The organism is Enterococcus sp. 3G6_DIV0642, from assembly GCF_002140635.1.
In the GTDB taxonomy this organism is placed as follows: Bacteria; Bacillota; Bacilli; order Lactobacillales; family Enterococcaceae; genus Enterococcus_D; species Enterococcus_D casseliflavus.
This window is the reverse complement of record NZ_NGLH01000001.1, coordinates 2740474-2765034: the sequence shown is the minus strand read 5'-3', so window position 1 is coordinate 2765034 and position 24561 is coordinate 2740474. Positions and strand designations below refer to the sequence as shown.

Below are 24561 nucleotides of genomic sequence, written 5' to 3'. Positions count from 1 at the left end.
AAAAAGAGCGTCCAGCTCCGATTGCCGCTTTTTTCATTCCAGAAAACGATCCACTCATTTCGACTTCGTGTCTTTTTCCTTGTGAGTAAACACACGAACCATTCAAACATTTTTACAGGAGGTACGTACATGTTATTAGAAAAAATCAAAAGCCCCAAAGCGTTAAAAGAATTGACCAGTGGGCAACTTCAAGAACTGGTAGTAGAAGCACGAACTGCTTTATTGGAAAAAATCAGTCACCATGGGGGGCACAATGGCCCCAATCTGGGGATGGTCGAGATGACGATCGCGTTGCATAAAGTCTTTGATTCCCCCACCGATAAGCTGATTTTTGATGTGTCTCATCAGACCTATATCCACAAAATGCTGACGGGACGCGCCCATGCCTTTCTTGATGCTATGCAGTATGATGCGGTTTCTGGTTACACGAATCCGAAAGAAAGCGAGCACGATCTCTTTACGGTCGGTCATACCTCCACCTCAGTTTCGTTGGCAAATGGTGTGGCGAAAGCCCGTGACCTAAAAAATGAAACGTATAACGTCGTTGCCGTCATTGGCGATGGTTCTCTATCAGGTGGCTTAGCGTTTGAAGGCTTGAACAATATTGTGGAATTAGGCACCAATACTATCGTGATCCTCAACGACAATGACCAATCGATCGCGGAAAACCATGGAGGGATGTATCAGAATTTGCGGGCATTACGGGAAACCAAGGGGCAAGCAGCAGACAATCTGTTCAAAGCGATTGGTTTTGAGTACCACTATTTAGATGAAGGACATGACCTCGCTGCATTGATTGGTTTATTTGAAAAAGTGAAAGACATTGATCATCCTGTTTTATTACACATTCATACGATCAAAGGCAAAGGCTTCAAGTTTGCGGAAGAAAATCGTGAAAAGTTTCATGCAGGCGGTCCCTTTCATTTAGAAACAGGCGAATATATTTCTGCTGGGGGCAATCAAGTAACCTACAACAGCTTAACGACGGATTATTTATTAGAAAAAATGGCGACAGATCCTAAAGTCGTGGCAGTAAACGCTGGTACACCGATGCTGCTTTTTTCTCCAGAACAACGAGAAAAAGCAGGTAAACAATTTGTAGATGTGGGTATTGCAGAAGAACATGCGGTATCGATGGTTGCTGGGTTAGCAAAAAATGGAGCGAAACCTGTCTGGGCCGTTTTTTCTACCTTTATGCAACGTAGTTTTGATCAAATTTCCCATGATTTGGCCTTAAATCATCTGCCTGGAACGATTCTGGTATACGGTGCATCGATTCATGGAATGAATGACGAGAGCCATCTGGGAATTTTTGATATCCCCTTTTTGGCACATATTCCCAACCTTATTTATCTTGCGCCAACCTCTAAAGAAGAATATCTAGCAATGTTGGATTGGTCGTTGGAACAAACCAACGCTCCAGTTGCGATCCGGGTACCGGTTGGACCTGTCAACGAAACGGCAGTGGCAGCCTATACTGACTACAGCGATCAAAAAAATGAGGTGACTCAAGCTGGCACGCAGGTAGCCATCGTCGGTGTCGGAACCTTTTATGCGCTAGCGGAAGAGATCGCAGAACAATTGAAAATGCAACATGGAATTACCCCAACGGTGATCAATCCTAAGTTTATTTCAGGGGTCGACAAAGAGTTGCTGGATGCTGTGGCACGAGCGCATAAACTCGTTGTCACGTTGGAAGACGGCATACGAGAGGGCGGCTATGGACAAATGATTGCCAGCTATCTTGGTGATCGTGAGATTGCCGTCAAAAACTATGGCTTAGAAAAGAAATTTTATGATAACTACCGAGCAGCGGACGTTTTATCCGAACTTGGTATCACTGCTGAGGCAATTACGAAAGATATCATAGAACAGCTGCAGAAATAAGTTCTCTTAGGGTGTCTTGTGTAGCTGATAGGATTGTTAAAAAATGAATGATCGAAGGAAACCTTGCAGAAAAACAGACTGCAAGGTTTTTTCGCAGACAATCGGTGACGGTCTGCAGCAAATGCAGAAGACCAATGCTTTTCAAGCATAAAGCCTCAGCGTAGGAAGCATTGGTCAAATGCTGGCGATCCAGCAAATAATAAAGAGGTAGGGAAAAGATTGCTTTGTTGACTTATTCGGTTGAGCTCAGAGAAACAAAAAAGTATTTTGTAAAAAGAAAAGGGGGAACTATGAAATTTTTTTCAATGAAGTTGCTGGCACTACTGTCGGTGGCAATGGTCGTTTATTCTGCACCAGCGATTTCTGCCAATGTTCCCGCAATTGCGGCAAGCTTTCCAGAAGTAGATGCGGTCTACGTCGGGTTACTGACCACGATTCCGTCATTATTTCTTTTGCTGGGGATTTTTACTACCGGCATGATCGAAAAAAGGATCGGCAAGAAATATACGATGGTCACCGGCTTGGACATTGTGGCTATTTTTGGCACGCTGCCGGCATGGTATCAAGGGAGCTTTCCCGTCTTGTTTCTTTCGCGCGCGATTCTTGGCTTCGGGATCGGCTTATTCAATCGTTTGGCGATTCAAATGATTAGTTTGTTGTTTCAAAATGAGCCGCAAAAGAAAGCCAAGGCCCTTGGGTTAGAAAGTGCCGTCGGTGGTTTAGGTGGTATCTTTATGACTTTGCTGGTTGGGCAGCTAGTGAAAATCAGTTGGGAAATCTCTTTCTTCGTTTATGGCTTTGCCTTGATCAGTCTCTTTTTTGTTCAGGTATTTATTCCCAACGAAACAAAAACGACCACCGATGCGGCTCTGATAGCGAACGTCACGGTTTCAACAGAACGGAAACAAAAGTCATTTGTTTTGGGTGTGCTCTTGTTTCTAATCGTTGTCTTGTTTATCAACTACAATCTGCAGATCACCCCGTTGTTGTTGGAAAAAGGAATCGGTGATGCGACCGATGGCAGTAACATGATCGCCGCCATTGCGACGGGGGCATTTATCGCCGGCAATGCCTTTGGCTTGATATATAGCCGCCTACATCGCCGGTTGCTGCCCATTGCGGCATTGCTTGCAGGAAGCAGCATCTATTTGACCTATCCCTTGCAGACGGTGGGGCTGCTCTTGGGTTGTTCTTTACTACTAGGCTTTGCCTTTCGCAGCATCATGCCTTTTTTCACCCACTTACTGACGACTGGTGGTGAAGCGGAAGCTAAGTTTGGCACGATCGTCTCGATCGTTGCTTACAATTTAGGGGTCACGTTAGCACCTTATGCATCACGCTTGCTGATACTAGTCAGCGGCAATGAAACAGCAGGAATGCAGATGATCCTATCAGGGGGCTTGTTGTGCTTGATTGGTGTCCTAGCTTTTTTGGGAAATAAATACTTTCTGTATTTTGAACGAGGATAGGCGAAAGCTAGCTTGATCCTCGTTTTCCGTCTTCATTTCATCCTTCTCATCGCTTATAATAAAAAGAAACAATGATGAGTTGAGCGTACTAGACAAACTGCAGGCGTCAATCAGAGGGGAGAACCAGATGTATCTTTTTCAAAAAATTGAAGAAGCAGCGTTTGAACAAAATGATGCGAGACGAACGATCGGTGACTTTTTATTAAGCAATCGAGAAAAAGTTAGTGAGTATAGCATGGAAGAAATCGCAAAACTGACCCATACTTCCAAGCCGACGCTGGTCCGTTTTGCAAAATATTTTGGCTTTTCTGGTTGGAAAGAATTTGTATATACCTTCATGCACGAATTGGCTCATTTTGATGATGGGTCAGCAGCAATCGATGTGAACATTCCTTTTGATGAAGCTGCAGACACATTAGAAATCATTGAAAACTTGGCGAACTTGCGTATGCAAACGATTAAAGAAACAGCGGCACTTATGACCGTAAAAGACCTGAATCAAGCTGCGAGGCTCATCAATGGCGCTCAAACCATCGTCATCTATGGGCGTAGTCCAAATTCTTATTTCGGACAGCTGTTTAAACGCAACTTAAACACGATCCATAAAAAAGCCTTTCTTGCAGATGCGGATGAATCTGGCTTGATTTCTAATACGCTGACCCCACAGGATTGTGCCATTCTGATCTCTTATTCTGGTAATAATTCAGAAACGTATCCTATGAAAAATGTGAAAACATTGTTGAAAAATGGTGTGCCGATTATCAGTATTACGAGTGGTGGAGAGAACTATTTGCGGGACTATTCGACGATCGTCTTGACGATTGCTAGCCGAGAAAAACTGTATTCCAAAATTGGAAATTTTTCCACAGAAGAATCGATTCAGTTCCTTTTGACAGTTTTGTTTGCTAAGATTTTTTCCCTCGATTATCAGGAAAATATCCAGATGAAAATCACCAATGCTCGTTTTTTAGAGACGAGCCGAAAAACGACATTTAAAGAGATGGCAGAAGAATAAAAGGACCGCACCGAATATGGTGTGGTCCTTTTTCCCTATTGTACATTGTTAGGAGTGGTTGATTTCAATTCGATTGGCTCACCGGCAGCGACAAGACGAATCCGCTTTGGATTGACGATCCGATCGTACAAAGCTTCAGGATCCCCATTAAAGGCATCGATATGCGGAGCATCCACTGTTCCCCAATGGGAGAGGATCAATTCAGCATGCGGATAGGTGTTTGCCAGCTTGACGGCATTCTCAAAGCCGATGTGCCACGCGTTGTCGTTAAAGTCAAACAAGATAGCATCTGGCTGAGGCATCTCTAATTGCTCTGGTAAAAGACGAGAATCTCCAGGAATCCACAAGGAGCCATCAGGTGTATCGATCCAAAAGCCACAATAGTCCTCAATTTGGAAGACACGATCAAATTTTGTCGTTTCATTTTGCCAAAGGTGATACGCCTTTGTTAAAGAAATCTCCAAATTTTTAACGGTGAATGAATCATAGATTTCGTGACCTTGGGCAGCAACTTGAAAGTGCTCTTGCATAAGTTCGGCAACATATTTGGGTCCATGGAAGCTATCGGTAACCGGGACTAATTTTTCAATCGTTGGAATGCCGTAGTGATCATTATCTGAATGGGTGATCAATACCGCATCTAAGTGAGGGACTGCCGCCGGTTTGATTGGCAGATCGATCAGTAACGGCAGGTCAAATCCTTCTAAGACCGGATCGACCATGATACATGTATCACGGCTGTTTAGAAGAATACCGGAGTTTCCTAACCAGCGAATGATCGTTTGATCTGTTTTTTGAAAAGCTTCTTCATGAAAGAAAATCGTTTTTGGGGGTATTGCTTGTTTCGCGTTTGTCATGTTTCTTCGTTCCCTTCGCCTGTTTTTTATAAATCCAACGCAGCATCGCCGTTCGTAACAGGCTATGCTGAATCGTTGTTCCATTATGAGGTGCTTCAACGGTTTGGGGGAAAGAAGCTGCAGTTCCAGTAATTTTAAGAGAGTATTGTGCCGCCTTTTTTTACATGATTATTCTATGGCGTGCGCTCATCGATTGTTTTTGATTGCCACAATTCAAAAGTGTCGCATTCATAGAGTAAAATATACCATTGTTTCTCCTGGCTTCGTCAAGGCAATGCGGGGGCTTTTCGTGGAATAAATTTCGAAAAAAGAGCGGTATTTAATGAAAAGGTGAAATCCATTTCGACTTTAGGAAAATGTATTGGAACCGCTCTCTAAAAATGGTACATTGCTGGCAGAAAGAACAGTATGTTTTACCGGTGAGCACATACAACATAGATTTTCTTTGAAATTTATCTAGGGGTGGAATGTATGAGTGAAAATTATCAATCATTAGCAAAAAAAATCGTCCAGTATCTGGGGGGACAAGAAAATATCACGGATGCCTATCATTGTCAAACACGATTACGCTTTAAAGTCAAAGATGAAAAGCGTATAGATGAAGGAGAACTAGAGGCACTCGATGGGGTTGCCAAATTCATCAATAATGCAGGGGTACATCAAGTCGTGATTGGAACCCATGTCAAAGATGTCTATGAAGAAGTCACAAAATTGGTTTCGCTTCAATCATCAGGGACGTCAGATCCTGGGGAGAAAAAAGGACCGGCAGCTGCAGTGATCGATTTTGTGGCAGGAACGTTTCAACCAATTATTCCGGCATTGTCCGGTGCTGGAATGGTTAAGGCAGTTTTGGCTTTGTTGATCGTCTTTGATGTGATCACCGCTGATTCGCAAACCTATTACATGCTGAATCTTTTTGCAGATGGTGTTTTCTTCTTCTTACCAATGATCCTGGCCTTCACTGTGGCACAAAAATTGCGATGCAATCCGATTTTAGCGGCTTCAGTGGCTGCTATGATGATGCATCCTAATTGGGGTGCCTTGGTCACAGCAGGCGAACCCGTTCACTTTTTTGGGGTTATTCCTTTTACATTAGCAAACTATACGGGATCAGTTATTCCGATTCTGATCGTGATTTTTCTCCAATCGTATGTCGAAAAGTTTTTGAACAAAGTGATTCCAAAATCAGTAGAACTGGTTTTTGTTCCAATGCTAACATTCTTGATAATGGGTACATTAGCCTTCTCGCTATTTGGACCGATCGGTAGTATCTTGGGGGGCTATTTGGCAACTTTCTTTACCTTCTTAAGTGTCCATGCTAGCTGGGTTCCAGCGGTTTTGATTGGGGGCTTTTTACCAATCATGGTGATGTTTGGTTTGCACAATGGGATTGCTCCTTTAGGGGTGATGCAAATGGCAGAACTTGGGTATGACAGTATTTTTGGTCCAGGGGCATTAGTCTCAAACATTGCTCAAGCAACCGCAGTAGCAGTTGTCGCATTGCGTACGAAAGAGAAAAAGACTAAGCAGTTGGCGGTATCAGGGGCGATCACTGCCTACATGGGGATTACTGAACCTGCTTTATATGGCATCAATTTGCCAAAAAAATATCCGTTAGTTGCGGCAATGATCGGTGGGGCTTCTGGTGGTTTGTATGCTGGCTTGACCAATACGCATCGCTTTGCGACCGGTTCGTCTGGTCTCCCAGCAGTCTTACTATATATCGGTGATGATACGATGCGCTATTTTTGGAACATCATTATCGCATTGGTGATTGCAGCTGTGGTGAGTGCGGTCGTTACCTATGTCTTAAGTTTCAAATATGAAACAAAAGTGACAATTGATGTTCCAGATATGAAAGCAGTAGTCTTAGAAGATACCCTATTGATCAATCCTGTACCAGGAACCGTGATGCCACTGAATCAAGTCAAAGATGACGCATTTGCTTCTGAAGCACTCGGAAAAGGATTTGCGGTCGATGAACCCATCGGTGAAGTCATTGCGCCTTTTGATGGGAAAGTCGCTGCTGTTTTTCCTACCAAACACGCGATTGGCTTGGTTTCAGACACGGGAATTGAATTGTTGATCCATGTCGGTTTAGACACAGTGGAACTAAATGGTCAGTATTTTGATGCGTTAGTAGAAGCAGAGCAAAAAGTTACAAAAGGACAGCGACTGCTGACGTTCGATGTACAGCAGATAAAAGCTGCAGGATATGTCACACAAGTACCGATCATCGTTACCAATACACCACAATATACCGCAGTCGAACTTGTGAAGGAAGGATTGGTAGCTAAAGAAGAGGAAGTACTTGTAGTCAAAGTTTAGGAGGAAATAACATGGGATTATCAGATGATTTTTTATGGGGTGGTGCAACGGCTGCCAATCAAGCAGAAGGAGGCGTATTAGCAGGAGGACGTGGCTTATCAAATGTCGACCTCTTACCAACTGGTCCTGATCGCGCAAAGGTCGCTGCTGGTGAACTGGAAATGTTGGAATGGCAGGAAGATTCTTTTTATCCAGCCCAAACGGCCATTGATATGTACCACCATTATATGGAAGATATTGCCCTTTTTGCCGAAATGGGCTTTAACGTGTATCGGATGTAACTTTCTTGGTCACGGATTTTTCCGAATGGCAATGACGAAGCGCCCAACGAAGAAGGACTGCTTTTTTATGAGAAAATCTTCAAAGAATTGAGAAAACATCAAATCGAGCCATTAGTTACGATTGCCCACTTCGATGTTCCGCTGCGTTTGATCAAGGAATTTGGTGGCTGGAAAAATCGCCGACTCATTGATTTCTATGTGACTTATGCGGAAACCGTCTTCCAACGCTATCGCGGGTTGGTCAAATATTGGCTGACGATCAATGAAATCAATATTTTGCTACATCAGCCCTTTGTAGGTGGCGGGATCGTCTTTAAAGAAGGGGACAATCGTCAAGAAATCAAATACCAAGCAGCGCATCATCAGTTAGTCGCCAGTGCCTTAGCAACCCAAAAGGCTCATGAAATCGATCCGACCAATCAAGTTGGTTGTATGCTGGCTGGTGGCAGTCATTATCCTTATACTTGCCGACCTGAAGATTACCAAGAAGCAATCAATCGTGATCGCGAAGGCTATTTCTTTATCGATGTGCAAGCCCGAGGCAAATACCCCAATTATGCCTTGAAAAAATTTGAGCGAGAAGGCTTAACAATCAAAATAACACCTGAGGACGAGGCAATTTTAGCGGCTTCTCCTGTTGATTTTGTCAGTTTTTCTTATTACTGTTCTCGAACGGTCAGTGCCCACCCAGAAGACTATGCGCAAGCGACAGGGAATCTCTTTCCATCAATTAAAAATGAACATCTATCATCGACTGAGTGGGGGTGGCAGATTGATCCGTTAGGACTGAGAAATTCATTGAATCAATTGTATGATCGCTATCAAAAACCGTTGTTTATCGTAGAAAATGGGTTAGGGGCGATCGATACCCCTGATGAGAATGGGTTTGTCGCAGACGATTATCGGATCGACTATTTAAAAAAACATATTCAAGCCTTCAAAGATGCAGTGATGATCGATGGCGTGGAACTACTTGGTTATACTACTTGGGGTTGTATTGATCTTGTAGCAGCCAGCACCGGTCAAATGAGTAAACGCTACGGCTTTATCTACGTGGATCAAGACGATCAAGGCAACGGCACCTTGAAACGAACCAAGAAAAAATCCTTTGAGTGGTATAAAAAAGTGATCGCTTCAAATGGGGAAGTTTTATAATATACAAAAAGAATGACACGTTTCCTCGTGTCATTCTTTTTGTATTGTGTCATCTAACATCAGGAAAGGGAAGCAGCAACTCTTTTTTCACGAGCCAATGATTGGCGCTTTGCAACGGCTTGCTATTTCTTCCCTGCAAAATGCGTAAAACGGACAAACTGATTTTGGGCTTCTTCTTGTAAAAATTCTTTTGGTGTCAGCTGAAATTCTTGTTTGAAGCAGCGTAAAAAATGGGTATAGGAGTTGAAGCCGCAAGCTTCAAAGGTGGCGGTGGCGCTTCTGGTTTTACGTAAAATTTCTTTGCTCTTTAAGAGTCGTTTCTTGACGACATAGGCATGAAAGGCGACGCCAGTTTCTTTTTTGAAGGTCCTTGAAAGCGAGTATGGGCTCATGAAAAGGGCTCTGGCGACGGTCTCTAAGGAGAGATCAGCGGTCAAATGCTGATTGATATAGGTAATGGCAGCCAAAATGTCTTTATTTTTGTAAAGTGAGTCGGATAAAAACAGCGGTTCTTTTTCCTGATAGGCAATCGTATTGATGGAAATCAAAAACGCGATCAAATGATTTTGATAAAGTAAGTCGGTGCCATAATTGCTATCCGTTTTTTTGCGCAAAGGACGCAACAGCTGGTCTAGTTGGTCGGCATCGATCGATAAAATACGACTGTTGATGCCGCCGTTGCTACGAAAACAGGCAGTGAGATCTGTTTGGGTAGTGGAGAGGGCAGCGAGATAACTAGGATTGATATACAGGTAGGTTCGCTCGAAAAAATCAGAAGTTTGATGGACGATTCGATGCAAGACATTCGGAGGAATCAAGATGATCGTACCAGGTTCTAGAGGGAATTCTCCGCCATCGATAAAGAAGACCGCTGATCCTTTTAAGGTACAGTGAATCTCATAAAAACTATGGTAATGATAAAGGGTATTGTTTTCTTCTACGATGTCTTTGATATGAAAGGCCTCAAAACGATCGTTGATCATCGTGTCCGCACTTTGCTTCTCCATGATTGGCTCCTTTCGTGCTCGTTTGATTTTATCATACAAGAATAGATAGTAAAGTGTCAATAACTGCTATTTTTGTGTAAATGTAAGCGTGTTACGATCAATCTATCAAAGAGAAATGAGAGGATGAACCAATGGTGATTTTAGAACAGTTATTTGTGGAAAAACGTGTCGTGGAAGAAAAAATTGATCGCATGATCGAAAATTTAACGACGATCAAGGATGATAATGGTGAATTTCTATTAGACTTTGACGGCTTGATCGTTGATGATAAAAGCTGGGGGATTTGGAACTGGCCGCAAGGGGTGGGACTATACGGCATTTATAAAAACTACCAAATCACCAAAAATCCCAAAGCGCTCCAAGTTGTGGAAGAATGGTTTGAGCAGCGGATGTTAGAAGGCGCGCCGCCTAAAAATGTCAACACGATGGCGCCGCTTTTGGCAATGGCGTATCTTTATGAAGACACCAAAGATTCTCGTTACTTGCCTTACCTTGAACAATGGGCGGAATGGGTCATGCATGATATGCCACGAACCGATGAAAATGGTCTGCAGCATGCGACCTATGGACCAGAAAATCGCAACCAGCTTTGGGACGATACCTTGATGATGACCGCTTTGCCTTTGGCGAAAATTGGCATGTTGCTGAATCGTCCGGCTTATATCGAAGAAGCAAAACAACAATTTATGATCCATATCAAATACTTAGTGGATAAAAAAACTGGGCTTTGGTTCCACGGCTGGACCTTTGAAGAACGCCACAATTATGCGCAAGCGCTTTGGGCTAGAGGCAACTGCTGGATCACCATTGCGATTCCTGAGATCATTGAAATTCTCGACTTGCAAGAAGGAGATGCGTTATGTGGCTTCTTGATCAATACCCTCTTAGACCAACTAACTGCCTTGCAAGAAATGCAAGATGAAAGTGGCCTGTGGCACACCTTGTTAGACGATCCTAGCTCGTATGTGGAGGCTTCCGCGACGGCTGGTTTTGCCTATGGGATTTTAAAAGCCGTTCATAAGCGTTACATTGACAAAGCTTGGGAAGATGTTGCCTATAAAGCTTTAGCCGGTTTGATCGAACAAGTCGCAGAAGATGGAGAAGTCCAAAATGTTTCCATCGGTACTGGAATGGGAGAAGACTTGGCGTACTACAAAAACATTGCGATTACGGCGATGCCTTATGGGCAATCACTGACAGTCTTAGCATTTACTGAACTATTGGTTTCATTTTGTTAAGTTAAACACCTTACGCAATAAAGAGAGGAGCAGACAAAGATGATCAAAAAAGCGATTCGGATGAAGCTACATCCTGGTTATGAAGCAGAATATGAAAAACGGCATCGTGAACTATGGCCAGAACTAAAAGAGCAGCTCATAGCACACGGGGCGAAAAGCTACCAGATTTTCTTAGATCCAGAAACCCTTGCGTTGTTTGGCTACCTTGAGATTGAAGATGAAACCCGCTGGCAGCAGTTAGCGGCAACCGAGATCAACCAAAAATGGTGGCATTACATGGCAGAACTCATGGAAACAAATCCTGATGATTCGCCAGTGACACAGGAGTTAAAGGAAGTCTTTACGCTGTAAGCTAGACAAAAATGTTCATTTCTTAAAACGAACACGGACGCATCAGTTGTTTGAAATCAATCACTCGTTAGTCAAAGAGGTAGTTCGCTCACATTCGTGAGCGGACTACCTCTTTTGTTGAAATAGCAAAACAATGCTTTCGTTATAGAAGAAACGTTAAGAGAGAAGGGCTTTTTCTTGCTGCTTCAAAAATTTCTTTGGTGTCATACCAGTAATCTTTTTGAACGTTTGAACAAAATATTCGGGCGCATTGCTAAAGCCCGTCATCGCTGCCACTTCGTAGACTTTGTAGTTTTTCTTCAGCAGTTCTTGTGCTTTTTGGATGCGGTATTCGGCTAATTTTTGATTGAAGCGAATCCCGGTTTCTTTGTAATAGGTTTTTCCTAAGTATTCAGGATTTAAGTACAAAAGATGGGCTGCGATCCATTTCAATGACAATGCTTCATGGTCATAATATTCTTCGATGATCAGGTTGACTTTTTGGGACAGCTGCATGTTCTCGCTATCATCTAAGCTGCCCCGCATCAAATCGATACAGTGAAGCAGCATAAACTGGAGTTCGTGCCAATTATTCAAGAGCATGATCTTTGGGGAATAGTCATCAAAGTAAATGTCTTTTTTGATGCGATGGTTTTCAAAAATTGCCGATAACAAATCGTTGACCTGCAGCCGCAATAGTTGGACAGGGTAAAGCTCCATGCGACAGGTAGAAAAAAAGTTTTCCGTAAGAACTTGGGCTAAAGTCAGTTCGCCTTTGTCGATCAATGCCAAAAGTTTTTCACGGTATTCCATATAGAGACTATTTTCATAGACATTTTCTTGTGAGATTTGGGCTTCTTGGATGACTTCAAAGGTATCAAAATAAAACTCCTTATCCAAGTTCCGCTTGCCTAAATGATAACTGAGTAAAAATTTTTCGGGAGTTTCGACCCAGCAATTGATGGCGATCCCTTTTCCTAGATGCGCAGCCTGTACCTTCGTTTTAAAAAAGAGATTAAAGGTATTTTCCGTACTGAAGTTCAGGATATAGCCAACTTTGTTTTGATGACCGATCACCAACTCGTGATGGTTCTCATAGCTTTCGATCCGCTTAGCGATGGCGTGATAGAATTTCGAATCAAATAAGTACATACAAAATGGAAAAACGAACGATTCAGGCAGCGGTTCTTCTCCGCAGCTATTGATGTATTGTTCAATTTGTTGTTTTAAATAGAGGGTAGATTCCATTTGGCGACGTTCAGAGCGTTCGATCGTCTCAGCCAACGCTTCTGAAAGCTTGCTCGGAAAAACAGGTTTTTCAAGGAAAAATTTGACCCCTAAAGCCATCGCTTCTTTGGCAAAGGAGAAGCTGCCAAAGCCTGTCAAAATAATGATTTGAATCGCAGGATTGATGGCTTTTAATTTTTTGATCAAGGCAAGTCCATTGACTTTAGGCATATTGATGTCGGTAATCACGATGTCGATGGTGTTTTGCTGACAAAATGCCAAGGCTTCTTCACTGTCTGTGTAAATTCCTTTGACCACTAATGGGAAATCAAAAGAAGCAACGAGGTTAGCGACACCATTTGCTATCAAGGGTTCATCGTCAACAACGAGGATATTTTTCATGTTTCACTCACTCCTTTTAAGGGGATCACAAAGCGCACCGTCGTCTTTTTGAAGGGAATCGAGGAGACGATGGCTAACGACGCTTGATCACCATAATGCAGTTGCAATCGTTTTTGAATATTGGTCAATCCGATGCCGCCTTCTTTTTCAATCGAGAAGTTGGCTTTAAAACCAGGGCCATTGTCAGCGACACTGACTTGGAGAAAGGTTGCTTGTTGTTCAATTGTAAGGACGAGGCGACACGTCTCCTTCATATCATTGACGGCGTATTTAAAGACATTTTCAATCAATGGTTGAATCAGTAACTTAGGAATCTTAAAGGACAAGTCATTCACCAAAATTACTTCGATATACTCGATCCGTTTCCCGAAGCGAACGTTTTGAATATTGATATAAGCATGCACGATATCTAACTCATCTTGCAGCGTCGTGAAGTCAGACTTGGTATCGATTTTTTTACGAAACAAATAGGCAAGGGAGGTGACCATCTCTGAGATCTGCCACTGCTGATTTTCAATGGCGATCCAGTTGATCGAGTCTAACGTGTTGTAGAGAAAATGTGGATCTAATTGTGCTTGCAATCCCTTAAATTCGATTTCTTGGGACAAAATACGCATTTCATAATTGTCCTTGATCAAGGCATTTAATTCATCGATCATCGTATTGTAGCTTTCGTAAAGGACCATGATCTCTTCTTGACTATTTTCTGGGACAGCGAGGGTTTTTAAAGAGGCCAGTTTTTTCGTTTTCCGCAGAACGGCCATTTGCGAAGCCAAGTCAGCTAAAGGACGGGTCAGCTGATTGCTTATTTTCCGAATCACAACAATAATCAAACATAAAAAAGGCAAACTCACAGCGATGGAAAGGCCTTGTAGTTTATAAAGATCCGCTAAGACTTGGTTTTCAGGCAGTAAATAAATGAAGGTCATATTCGGCATCGTCTTCCGATCCATTGCATAGTAGTACTGGCGATTATCAAACGTCATGGAGCCGATCGATCGCTGGAAGGTTCCCATTTTCTGCTGCAAGGTATTTTGATCCGCAGCGAGGGTTTGCTCGTCATTTGCGGTACTATAAAATTGGTTCTGATACGCCATGAAAAATTGGTTTTGTTCAGAGACAATGGGAAGACTTTCGATCTCGTTACGAAAGAAGGACGTATTGACTAGAAATATCACCGTACCAATATAGGTTAAAGAAAGATCGGCTGTTGAATAGATTTTTCGCAGGTAGACACCTTGAGAAAGGTCCTTTGCAAAAAACCAACTCCCTTTGGCAGGCTTATCGGGCAAAGTCTCGATCATATCTTTGATGGTTTGGCCATTAAAGATATGGTCGGTCTCGGCTAGAAAGTTGATCATGTTTTCGTTCGTTGGGGTAAAGAGATAGACGTTTTGAATCGTTGATTCATTGCGTACGAGGGCGTTGATTTCTGCACTTAAGGCATTCTTTTGGTCGATCGCCTCTAAGGATTGCAAGGAATCTTGTGCCAAGATCCTTTGTAGGCCATTTTGGATCGGTGCACTATCGATAATGCGAAAAGAGAGGGTTTCGACGGCAGTTAAACGTTTGGCGATATTTGTTGAAATGATCGAGACATCTTTATACGCGGCTTCTTTCAGCTGCGCCATGTAGACTTGTCGCCAAACTAAGGTCAGGAGAACAGCCAATGAGACGATAATTGCCACCGTCGCAAAAAAGACAAAATGTAACTGTCGCTCAAAAGGCTGCTTTTTAAAGTGATTGATCAGCTTCTGGGACTTCATGGACACTGCCTCGCTTTGCTTGCAATTGTTTGGTTTTTTCAATCATCTGACCATGAAAAAATTCAGCGAAAAACAAGAAAATCACCAGTCCAAAGACGAGTAACAAGGAGGTTTTGGCAGTCAATAAGAGAAACAATAAATACCAGGTAAACAACAAGGCAAGGGCTTGCAGTGGGTAGCGAAAGACTAGAAAGATACTGACGTACAAGGTCTGTTTCCAAGCGTGTTGTTCGGCTTTGGCATAGGTCATAAAGCTGATGAATGCAGTGTAAAGGAGGAGAATCGTTAAAAGTAAATAGACAGGACGCAGCCAAGCCATTTCAGTCGGGAAAAAATGAGTAATCCGTAAGTTAAACAACAACAGAAGTACTGTACTTAATAGTCCAATGCCAAAAAGGGAAAAGGTGCGAAAGGCTTGCTTGTAGGCTTGCCAGAAGGCAACAGCTGAATAGTCATGGCCAGTTTTACGAAAATCATGTAAACATTTGATCGTGACAGCGGTGGCAGGACCGAAGCCAAAAATCCCCAACCCTAAAAGGGTAAAGAAAAGCCATAAAAGGTTTAATTTAGCAAAATAAGCTGTTACCGTAAAAAGACGAAACAGTCCGGTTTGTATTTTTTTCATTGTTTCCACCTACCTTGTTTTTTGAAAAGTAAGCCTTTTCAACGCTAGTATAGCATAGTATATTGGAAAAAATAGAGCATGTCTGTTTTTTTACATTTTTCATCTGTTTTTCTATTTTTTTCTAGCTATTGCCGGTGAAGGCTTAGCCTTCAGCAAAAACGGCAGTCTAGTTTTTCACATATTTGCTCTTGTTTTTTCATTTTTATTAACGAGGATTTCCATTACAATCACCTTGTAAGCGCAAACAAAAAGGAGTGTAGAAGAATGAAGAAAACTTTTTTAAAAGCAGCGAGCTTGTTGTTTCTTGGTGCGACCTTAGCAGCTTGTGGCAACAACGGCAATAGTAGCGGAAGCTCAGAAGCTGATGCAGATGGGAAAACGACGATTTCCTTTACCTGGTGGGGCTCAGAAGTCAGACACGAGAAGTATATCGAATCGATCAAAGAATTTGAGAAGCAAAATCCTGACATCAAAGTTGAATATGAGTATGGTTCTTGGGATGACCATTGGAAAAAACTAGCAACAAAAGCGGCTTCTGGAGAATTACCTGATGTGATCCAGATGGATGTGCAGTACATTGCGCAATATGGAACGAAAAATCAATTAGCAGATATGTCGGAATTTATCGGCAATGAGATTCAAACCGATGATATCAAAGAATCAATTTTAGCAACTGGCGAGTTAGATGGAAAAGTTTTTGGCATACCAACTTCTGTCAATACTATGGCGATGCTCTACAATCCATCATTGGTAGAACAAGGGGGCACTGGGATCGACTTTAGCAATTATACCTTCGATGACCTTGTAGAAAGTACGGCAGCGATCGCTGAAGCAACCGGTGATTATGGTTGGAATGATAACAATGACAACAGTACGATTTTGCAATACTTTTTACGTACTAAAGGCGAAGATCTATACCAATACGATGCAGACGGCAAACCAGAGATCGGTTTTTCCAAAGAAAACTGGGTTGAATTTATGGGGGCTATCGCGGACCTTACGGAAGCCAAAGCAATGCCAACCGCAGAAGTGACTAGCAATGCCAACAGTATGGATCAATATCCGTTTTCACAAGGAAAAGCAGCCTATATGATGACTTGGTCCAATCAATACTTGACCTATAAGGCCTCCGCCGCAGAAGATGTCGAAATCAACTTGGCTCGTCCATTCGACTCAGAAAACGGGGCGATGGCGTATCGACCAGGGTTCTTTTATTCGATCGCGAATGCTTCTGAATCAAAAGAAGCAGCTGCGAAGTTTGTTGACTTTTTAGTAAATAGTGAAGAAGCCAATAAGATCATCGGTACTGAGCGGGGGATTCCTTCCAATGATGCCATCAAAGAATTGCTTTATGCCGACATGACACCAGAAGAACAAGAGTCCTCTGATTTCTTAGATGATATTGCAGACATCGTTGGTGATCCATCCCCAATCCCACCAATTGGGTTTGCTGAAATCAACACGTACTTTAAAGAGCTGTACGCAGAGATCACTTATGGCACGATGACACCAGAAGAAACTTATGATGCCTTTACGCAACGCTGCGAAGAAATTTTTGCAGAAAACTATCAATAAGCATAGCTGCGGCGCCTTTACTGACTTTTTCAGTAAAGGCGTTTTTTTAGGAGAAACAATGGAGGCAAAAAATATAGGTCCTCTAGTTTTTCACATTTCTGTGCTTTTTTTTCTATTCATTCTTAAGAAGCACTTCGTTAAAATCAACTTGTAAGCGTAATCAACTATAGGAGGTAGGAAGTGAAAATTATGGAACTACAATCAAAATCACCCACGGCAAAAGAGCCTGGGAAACTCAAAAGCTGGTTTAATCGATTACCAGAATCAAAACAGAATATGGTTACAGGCTACTTATTTATCTCACCCTTCATCATTGGCTTTTTTGCTTTTATTATCGTCCCGATGGGGATTTCTCTTTTTATGTCTTTTCATGACTATGATCTATTGACAGAGGCGCAATTTGTTGGCTGGAATAACTTTAAGACGATTTTTACGAATGATCCCAAGTTTGTTCAGTCACTGACTGTTACGCTGAAATATGTTGTGTTGGCAGTCCCTTTACGGCTGATCGTCGCATTAGCAGTGGCGATGCTGATCAATCGCCCATCGAAATTAAGCGGTGCTTATCGGGTATTATTTTATATCCCTTCGATTTTAGGTGGGAGCGTGGCGGTCTCGATCATGTGGCGGAATCTTTTTGGCGATTCAGGGTTGATCAATGGCGTGCTAGCGGCGATCGGCTTAGACCCGATCTACTTCTTTAAAAGTCCTGGCTTAGCGTTGATGACCTTGATTTTATTAGCAGCGTGGCAATTTGGCTCGTCGATGTTGATTTTCTTATCCGGTTTGAAAAATATTCCGAAAGATTATTACGAAGCTGCGGAAATTGATGGGGCAGGAAAAATCAGACAGTTTTTCAATATCACGGTTCCAGTCCTGACGCCAATCATCTTTTTCAATCTGATCTATCAAACGATCATGGCCTTTTTGACGTTTACACCTGCGTTTATCATTTCGAATGGGACGGGTTCACCTCGTAACGGCACGTTAGTCTATTCCTTGTACATGTATCAACGAGCCTTTACCGATTTCAAAATGGGCTATGCTTCAGCCTTAGCGTGGATTTTACTGGTCATCGTTGGGTTGATTACGATTCTGTTGTTCGCAACATCGAAATTTTGGGTGTTTAAAGAAAACGAGGAGGTTTGATTGATGCGTGAACAAAAACAAAATTATTTTTTTGATGCCGTGATCTTAGTTGCTGCATTACTGATGCTTTATCCGATTTTCTGGCTGCTGTTTAGTGCCTTTAAACCTAGTAGTGACATTTTTCGAACGGCAACGGAGTTGATCCCCCGAAGCTGGACGTTAGAAAATTTTACCAAGGGGTTTGAAGGGATCGCAGGGATTCCCTTCATTCGCTATATTTTCAACTCGTTGCAAATCGCGTTGATTTCAATGGTAGGGGCGGTCTGTTCTTCGGCTGTCATTTCTTATGGATTTGGTCGAATTCCTTTCAAAGGAAAAGGCTTTTGGTTTGCTTGTATCTTGGTCACGATGATGCTGCCGCAAGAGATCATCATGGTGCCTCAGTATCTTTGGTTCAATCAATTAGGCTGGCTTAACTCGATTCGTCCGGTAACCGTTCCTTCATACTTCGGACAAGCTTTCTTTATTTTCATGATGGTTCAATTCGTCTCTGCGATCCCGACAGATTTAGATGAAGCAGCAAAAATGGACGGCTGTGGACGGGTCGGTATTTTCTTCCGTGTGATTCTACCGTTGATGAAGCCTTCCTTGGCAAACGCTGCGATCTTCTCTTTCTATTGGAAATGGGAAGAACTGATCGGGCCGATGCTGTACCTTACACGTCCGCAAAACTACACGGTATCGATTGCCTTAAAGCAGTTCCTAGATGCTAGCAGCACCTCCAATTGGGGAGCGATGTTCGCGATGTCTGTCGTCTCCTTGCTGCCTGTGTTGATCATCTTCTTTATTTTCCAAAAATACATTGTTGAAGGCATCAGCACGACTGGTCTTAAATAAGTGTGGAAAAAGATATTCGCTGTTTTGGAATATCTTTTTTCTATTGAATGAATTCGTTGAAGAAAGGACAAACCGATGCAACCATTTCAAGTAATTGATTTTCATGTCGTACCAAGCACGATCGGCGATCATCAAGCGACCCTTATTTGGGAGAAGCCGCTGCACGCCCAAGCTATTTTGGGTTATCAATTGTTTTTAGACAACGATTTGATCCAAACCAGACCAACAAACAAGACGCATTGGACATTGACAAACTTATCTGCCGATCAAACGTATCAAGTAACGATCATCTGCCTCGATCATCAGGGGTGCCTGCTTACAAATACCGCAGTCACGACGACCTTTCGTACAAAGAAAAAAAGTGTTGTGTTAGATGTTACGCAAGCACCCTACCATGCTGATAGCGCAGGCAAAGAAGATAGTACCGCCATTCTCCAGCAAGCGATCAACGATTGCCCTAGCAATGGCACTGTCTGGATCCCAACAGGGGCGGTGATTCTTTCTGGTGCTTTGGAGCTAAAAAGCAATATGATTTTTCAGGTAGATGGCACATTGCAAGCAAGCCTCGACATAGAAACGTATCGGGTTGCCCCTCACGAGTATTTAGGAAGCGTGAATCAAGAGGGCTTACCATTAAGCCGTTATGAAGGCTGGGAATTGTTTTGCTTCCGTTCATTGATCAACATTGGGTATATCGATCGGGGCGATCGAGGGCGTATCGTTTGTGAAAATGTCCGTCTTTGTGGCAAAGGGACGATCATTGGTGGCGGGAATCCATTAGGACTAGCGATGCGAAACTCTTATGCAGACCGTGAACAGTATCCAGAATATGTTTCTGATGGAAAACCTGGAAGACGAGTAAGGGGACGTTTGATCTGTATGATGCAGGCCAAAAACATCCATTTGACAGAGCTGACGTTGATTGATCCACCATGCTGGACTATCCATATGATTTACTGTGACACCGTTGTGACCCATGGGGTGACTATTCAGTCCAAAGGCATCGACAATGGCGATGGATGGGATCCAGATTCTTCGCAAAACTTGCTGATTTTTGACACCGTTTTTGATACGGGTGATGATTGTATCGCAATCAAATCTGGCAAAAATCCAGAAGGAAATCAGATCAATAGACCAGCGAAAAATATTCGGCTGTTTGATTTGGCTATTCGTGGGGGACATGGCATCGCGATTGGTAGTGAGCAATCTGGTGGTGTCGAAAATATCACTTTTCGAGATTGTCAACTGACCAATACGCTTTATGGGCTAGAATTGAAAGCGCAGAATGATCGTGGTGGCTATATTCGTCAAGTGACGATCATCGATTGCCTGTTGGATCGTTTCATGGCTCATCCTGTTGCTTACAATGCCGATGGTCAGGCAGCCCAACAGTTACCAATCATTTCGGATATTTTGGTCAAGAATACCTGTATCGTAGGGCAGAACCCTTTGGTCGAGCTAAAAGGGTTTGTCGATGAACAAGCACAGCAGGTTTCACCGATCCAACGCGTTACTTTTGAGTCAGTTGCCTTTGAATCAGCTAAAGGGCAAAAGAAAATGATTTTTGAACAGTGTCAGGAGGTCAGTTTTAAAGAAGCAGTGATCATTGATCGAGCGGCCATAAGTGACGCAATAAGTTGCCAAGAAACCGTCGAACTATCCATGGTGGGGCAAAAGAAACTCACGTAGAACAAGCTTTTGAAAATGACATGCGTTGTTTCTCCCAATGAGAAACAGTTAGTTAAGCACCTTATTTCCTCCCTTGACAGGTTGCGCCTTTTTGCTTTTGTAGACAAAAAGGCGCATTTTTCTAACAAGAAAGGACGATGCAAAAAAAGACGATCCCCAGAAAACAAAAAGGACTTTCTTTTCCCGCTAAGGGGACTATAGTAAAGAATGTAGGAAAAAAGGACGCCAGAAAGCACATGGGAAAGGACAACGAGATGTGCCACGAGGATCACTTTACTTGATGGCCAGCGCCAGTAAGCACCACTCAGTTCTATCCAACGAAATGATAGATGAAAAAAAGGTTGGCAATGCGCAAAGTTTAAAAGTCATGGGTATCGACAAACCTATTTGCAGCTTAAAACAAAAACATAGGAGGCAAGCAAGAATGGAAGACATCACGCAATTATTGCAACGAGAAATTGACCAAGCATCAACTGTGCAGGGAACAGTGATTACACCACCCGGCGCCTATCAAATCGGCGCATTGTTTTTAAAAAGCAATGTGCACTTGATTGTCTCAGAGGATACGATTCTGTATGGTAGTCAAGAACTGGCCGATTATCCCGAAGTAGATAATCGGGTCGCAGGGATCAATATGAAGTGGCCTGCAGCGATGATCAATGTTTTTCACGCAGAAAATGTCATGATCTCTGGAAAAGGAAAACTTGATGGTCGTGGAGAAACATGGTGGCAAACGTTTTGGGGAACAGATGAAGCCAGCGGGATGATGGCGGATTATGCAAAGAAAGGCTTACGCTGGGCAGCAGATTATGATTGCAAGCGCCCACGAAATATCCTTGTTTATGAAAGTCAGCAAGTAACCATCAAAGATATTTCGTCTGTACAGTCGGGTTTTTGGAATACCCAAATCACGTATTCTCACCACATATTGATCGACGGCATCACGATAGACAATGGAAAAGGGCCTAGTACTGATGGCATCGATATTGATTCCTGTGAAGAAGTCACGATTCAAAATGCCCACATTTCCTGCAACGATGACAATATCTCGATCAAGGCGGGACGTGGGGCAGAAGCCATAGCCCAGCAAAGAAGCTGTCGGAAAATCACGATCAAAGACTGTCAGTTAGGGTATGGTTCAGGAATTGCTATTGGTAGTGAAACTTCGGGTGGGATCGAAGAGATCAAAATCCAAAAAGTCGTCTTTGAGCAAACTGGCGCAGGGTTTCGGATCAAATCCGCCAACAATCGAGGTGGATTTATACGCAAGGTCACTGCTTCGGATTTAACGATGAAGGATGTTGGCTTTCCTTTTCTCTTACAAACAAATTGGTACCCAGATTATAGTTACCCAGAACTGCCAGCTGATTATGAGGAAGAGATTCCCGACTATTGGCACAAATTGATGGCACAACCAGCTATTCCAGTAGGTCCAGCAAAGGTCTGCGACATTACTATTGAAAATGTGCAAGCCACCAAAACAGGACAACAAAGCGTGCGTGCTTTTTTCATCGAGGCCAGCCCAGCAGAACCGATCCGCAATCTAACATTAAAAAATCTTTCCATCCATGCCGACGAGTTCGGCAAGATTGCAGGGGTTGAGAACTTAAAGATGGTGGAAACGATCGTCACTGCGTTAGCGCCAACATTGGATCAAAATGATGTGTATGAGCGGTAGTACTCTTTCTGTCAAATATGAATGAGTGTTGATCCGCTTAGTACTAAAAAACTGATGAATTATCAAAGAAGACCAATGAGTTGGTCTTTTTTTCATGATAAGATGTTCCCAAAGCTCTAACGAATAAGAACTTCAGTACGTAGGCTATGCTTTCTATAACTAGAATTTAAGAATGATAGGAATCAGAAAAACTGCGATAATAAGATTGATTGAGCGAACTAAGAACACGAAGAACTATTTATTCTTTTTCCTATAATTTACGATACCTGCAAATGTAAAGCAAAACTCCCTATCTAGCCATATATCAACGATTAACAAAAAATGTCAATTGCTGGAAATCCTGCTTTTCGTTATGCTTTTGGTATTGAAAGCGGTTTATTTAATCGGGCTCAACAACAAAATCTAAGGAGGAAAAGTAGTGAAAAAATTAAGTACGATTCTTGGTTTGGGGTTACTATCAGTCGCCTTTTTGTCGGCATGCGGGAAGGAGGAAGCAGGCTCCACAACAGATTATGATACGATTTCGATTTTATCGCCGTACATTGAAACTGAACCACCTGCAAGTGACAACGAGATTTTGAAGCAATTAGAAGCTTACACTGGCAAAAACATTGATATTACCTGGGCACCCAATACATCCTACGAGGATAAAATGAATATTACGTTAGCTTCAGATGATATTCCAGAAGTGATGGTCATTCAAGGAAAATCAGGAGGGTTTATCAAGTCAGCAGAAAATGGCGCTTTTTGGGATTTGACCGACTATTTAGCTGATTATCCTAATCTCTCTCAATCTAACGAGGATGTTTTGCGTAATTCTTCTGTGAATGGCAAAGTGTACGGAATTTATCGGAAACGTGATGCGATGCGGACGGCGGTGATCATCCGAAAAGATTGGTTAGAAAACTTAAACTTAGATGTACCAGAAACGATCGATGATCTCTATGAGGTTGCCAAAGCATTTACTGAGAACGATCCCGATGGGAATGGTGAAAATGATACGTTTGGTTTGATTATTCCCCAATGGCCTGGCTCGATCAATTCAAATAGTCCTTACGATGTGTTAGCTACTTGGTTTGGGGCAGGAAATGCTTGGAAAGAAATAGACGGCACTTTAGAGCCATCCTTTATGCAACCAGAATACCTAGAATCAATGCAATTTGTTAAAGATATGGTGGAACAAGGCTATGTCAATCGTGATTTTGCAACCATGGCAGCAGATAAATGGGATGAGCCGTTTATCAATGGACGTGGTGGGATCATTATTGATACGTATTCACGAGCAGCACAAATCAGTAATAAATTATTGCAAGCTGGAGAAGAAGACCTCGTCGTCTTTACAGGGAATTTAAAAGATAATAGCGGTACGATGAATGCGTTACCGACAGATGGCTATTCTGGTTTCTTGGCGATTCCTAAGTCGAGTGTCCAGACAGAGGAACATCTAAAAGAGGTGTTGACGTTCCTTGATAAATTAAATGATAAAGAAGTACAGGTATTGCTGAACAACGGAATCGAAGGAATCAATTTTGAAGTAGTGGATGGAATGTCCGTCGCATTAGAAGGATCAGAAGCTGAAGCGTTAGCCAATGCGGTCAAAGGGTACTCACAAATTGGGATGAATGTAACGGAAGATACCCTGTACTATATTGCTAAGCCTGATACAGAAGCGGCTACTGAAAGCTATGAAAAACGATTGTCATTGATGGAAGCTGATTTAGAGCACGCTGTTTTTAACCCAGCAGCCTCCTATAATACAGATACGTATGTAACAAAAGGGGCACAGCTTGATCAGATCATTAGTGACGCGCGGGTTCAATTTATTGCAGGACAAATCGATGAAGGGGGTTGGGAAGCTGCGATCGAACTTTGGAAGAATCAAGGAGGCACGCAGCTGATGGAAGAAACGAATGCCCTTCATCAAGCACAATAACGACAGTCGAAGAAGGTTGAGTGGATCTTGCTCTCAACCTTTTTCTTTTTCAATGATTTTTTTCAGCTAATAAAATGGAGTACTATTCAGGTGAGACGAGACAGGTAGTAAGA

The 24561-nt window shown here is 42.6% G+C and carries 17 protein-coding genes and 1 pseudogene; 13 read left to right on the top strand and 5 right to left on the bottom strand.

Translation table 11 applies throughout. The annotated features are described in order from the left end of the window. Positions 1 to 129: 129 nt before the first annotated feature. The 3 genes from A5878_RS13325 (at position 130) to A5878_RS13315 (ending at position 4371) form a co-directional block, all read left to right on the top strand. Positions 130 to 1887 carry a 1-deoxy-D-xylulose-5-phosphate synthase gene (locus tag A5878_RS13325; RefSeq protein ID WP_060791396.1) on the top strand — a complete coding sequence of 586 codons (1758 nt, stop codon included), beginning with the start codon at positions 130 to 132 and terminating at the stop codon, positions 1885 to 1887. A 290-nt stretch (positions 1888 to 2177) separates the two neighbouring features. Continuing rightward, on the top strand, positions 2178 to 3356 hold the full coding sequence (locus A5878_RS13320) for an MFS transporter (RefSeq protein WP_086295676.1): 1179 nt from the start codon (positions 2178 to 2180) through the stop codon (positions 3354 to 3356). A gap of 127 nt (positions 3357 to 3483) precedes the next feature. Beyond that, positions 3484 to 4371 carry a MurR/RpiR family transcriptional regulator gene (locus A5878_RS13315; RefSeq protein WP_060791394.1) on the top strand — a complete coding sequence of 296 codons (888 nt, stop codon included), beginning with the start codon at positions 3484 to 3486 and terminating at the stop codon, positions 4369 to 4371. 35 nt (positions 4372 to 4406) lie between these two features. Here A5878_RS13315 and A5878_RS13310 read toward each other — a convergent pair whose 3' ends face one another. Beyond that, the gene (locus tag A5878_RS13310; RefSeq protein ID WP_060791393.1) at positions 4407 to 5228 is read right to left on the bottom strand and encodes an MBL fold metallo-hydrolase; all 822 of its coding nucleotides are present in this window, start codon (positions 5226 to 5228) and stop codon (positions 4407 to 4409) included. A 471-nt stretch (positions 5229 to 5699) separates the two neighbouring features. Here A5878_RS13310 and A5878_RS13305 point away from each other — a divergent pair, with 471 nt between their 5' ends. After that, positions 5700 to 7556: a beta-glucoside-specific PTS transporter subunit IIABC gene (locus tag A5878_RS13305; protein WP_086295675.1), complete on the top strand. Its 1857-nt coding sequence runs from the start codon at positions 5700 to 5702 to the stop codon at positions 7554 to 7556. Positions 7557 to 7567: 11 nt separating this feature from the next. Further along, positions 7568 to 8992: pseudogene (locus A5878_RS13300) on the top strand (6-phospho-beta-glucosidase). A 122-nt stretch (positions 8993 to 9114) separates the two neighbouring features. On the opposite strand, the gene A5878_RS13295 reads toward A5878_RS13300, so the two are convergent. Beyond that, on the bottom strand, positions 9115 to 9999 hold the full coding sequence (locus A5878_RS13295; RefSeq protein WP_060791392.1) for an AraC family transcriptional regulator: 885 nt from the start codon (positions 9997 to 9999) through the stop codon (positions 9115 to 9117). A gap of 131 nt (positions 10000 to 10130) precedes the next feature. On the opposite strand from A5878_RS13295, the gene A5878_RS13290 reads away from it, so the two are divergent. Then, positions 10131 to 11237, top strand: a complete 1107-nt coding sequence (locus A5878_RS13290) for a glycoside hydrolase family 105 protein (RefSeq protein ID WP_086295674.1) — start codon at positions 10131 to 10133, stop codon at positions 11235 to 11237. Between the two features lie 39 nt (positions 11238 to 11276). Further along, complete coding sequence (gene rhaM / locus A5878_RS13285; RefSeq protein WP_060791390.1) at positions 11277 to 11588, top strand: L-rhamnose mutarotase; 312 nt, start codon at positions 11277 to 11279, stop codon at positions 11586 to 11588. A 156-nt stretch (positions 11589 to 11744) separates the two neighbouring features. Here the strand turns inward: rhaM and A5878_RS13280 are convergent, their stop codons facing one another. The 3 genes from A5878_RS13280 to A5878_RS13270 are packed head-to-tail and all read right to left on the bottom strand — an operon-like array spanning position 11745 to position 15587. Next, positions 11745 to 13196, bottom strand: coding sequence for a response regulator (locus A5878_RS13280; protein ID WP_005234181.1), 1452 nt, complete (start codon positions 13194 to 13196; stop codon positions 11745 to 11747). Beyond that, a complete protein-coding gene (locus A5878_RS13275; protein WP_060791389.1) occupies positions 13193 to 14962 on the bottom strand; it encodes a sensor histidine kinase in 1770 nt (589 codons plus the stop codon). The genes A5878_RS13280 and A5878_RS13275 overlap by 4 nt, the downstream gene beginning before the upstream one ends. Next, entirely contained in the window at positions 14931 to 15587 is a 657-nt protein-coding gene (locus A5878_RS13270; protein WP_060791388.1) for a DUF624 domain-containing protein, read from the bottom strand. The genes A5878_RS13275 and A5878_RS13270 overlap by 32 nt, the downstream gene beginning before the upstream one ends. A gap of 264 nt (positions 15588 to 15851) precedes the next feature. Here A5878_RS13270 and A5878_RS13265 point away from each other — a divergent pair, with 264 nt between their 5' ends. From A5878_RS13265 to A5878_RS13230, 6 genes are all read left to right on the top strand, one after another. Beyond that, positions 15852 to 17162, top strand: coding sequence for an ABC transporter substrate-binding protein (locus A5878_RS13265; protein WP_060791387.1), 1311 nt, complete (start codon positions 15852 to 15854; stop codon positions 17160 to 17162). A gap of 189 nt (positions 17163 to 17351) precedes the next feature. Continuing rightward, entirely contained in the window at positions 17352 to 18311 is a 960-nt protein-coding gene (locus tag A5878_RS13255; protein WP_016608843.1) for a carbohydrate ABC transporter permease, read from the top strand. Between the two features lie 3 nt (positions 18312 to 18314). After that, a complete protein-coding gene (locus A5878_RS13250) occupies positions 18315 to 19148 on the top strand; it encodes a carbohydrate ABC transporter permease (protein ID WP_005234188.1) in 834 nt (277 codons plus the stop codon). Positions 19149 to 19223: 75 nt separating this feature from the next. Beyond that, on the top strand, positions 19224 to 20837 hold the full coding sequence (locus A5878_RS13245; protein ID WP_060791385.1) for a glycosyl hydrolase family 28 protein: 1614 nt from the start codon (positions 19224 to 19226) through the stop codon (positions 20835 to 20837). Between the two features lie 424 nt (positions 20838 to 21261). Continuing rightward, entirely contained in the window at positions 21262 to 22515 is a 1254-nt protein-coding gene (locus tag A5878_RS13235; RefSeq protein ID WP_060791384.1) for a glycoside hydrolase family 28 protein, read from the top strand. 418 nt (positions 22516 to 22933) lie between these two features. Continuing rightward, the gene (locus tag A5878_RS13230; protein ID WP_060791383.1) at positions 22934 to 24448 is read left to right on the top strand and encodes an extracellular solute-binding protein; all 1515 of its coding nucleotides are present in this window, start codon (positions 22934 to 22936) and stop codon (positions 24446 to 24448) included. Positions 24449 to 24561: the final 113 nt, after the last annotated feature.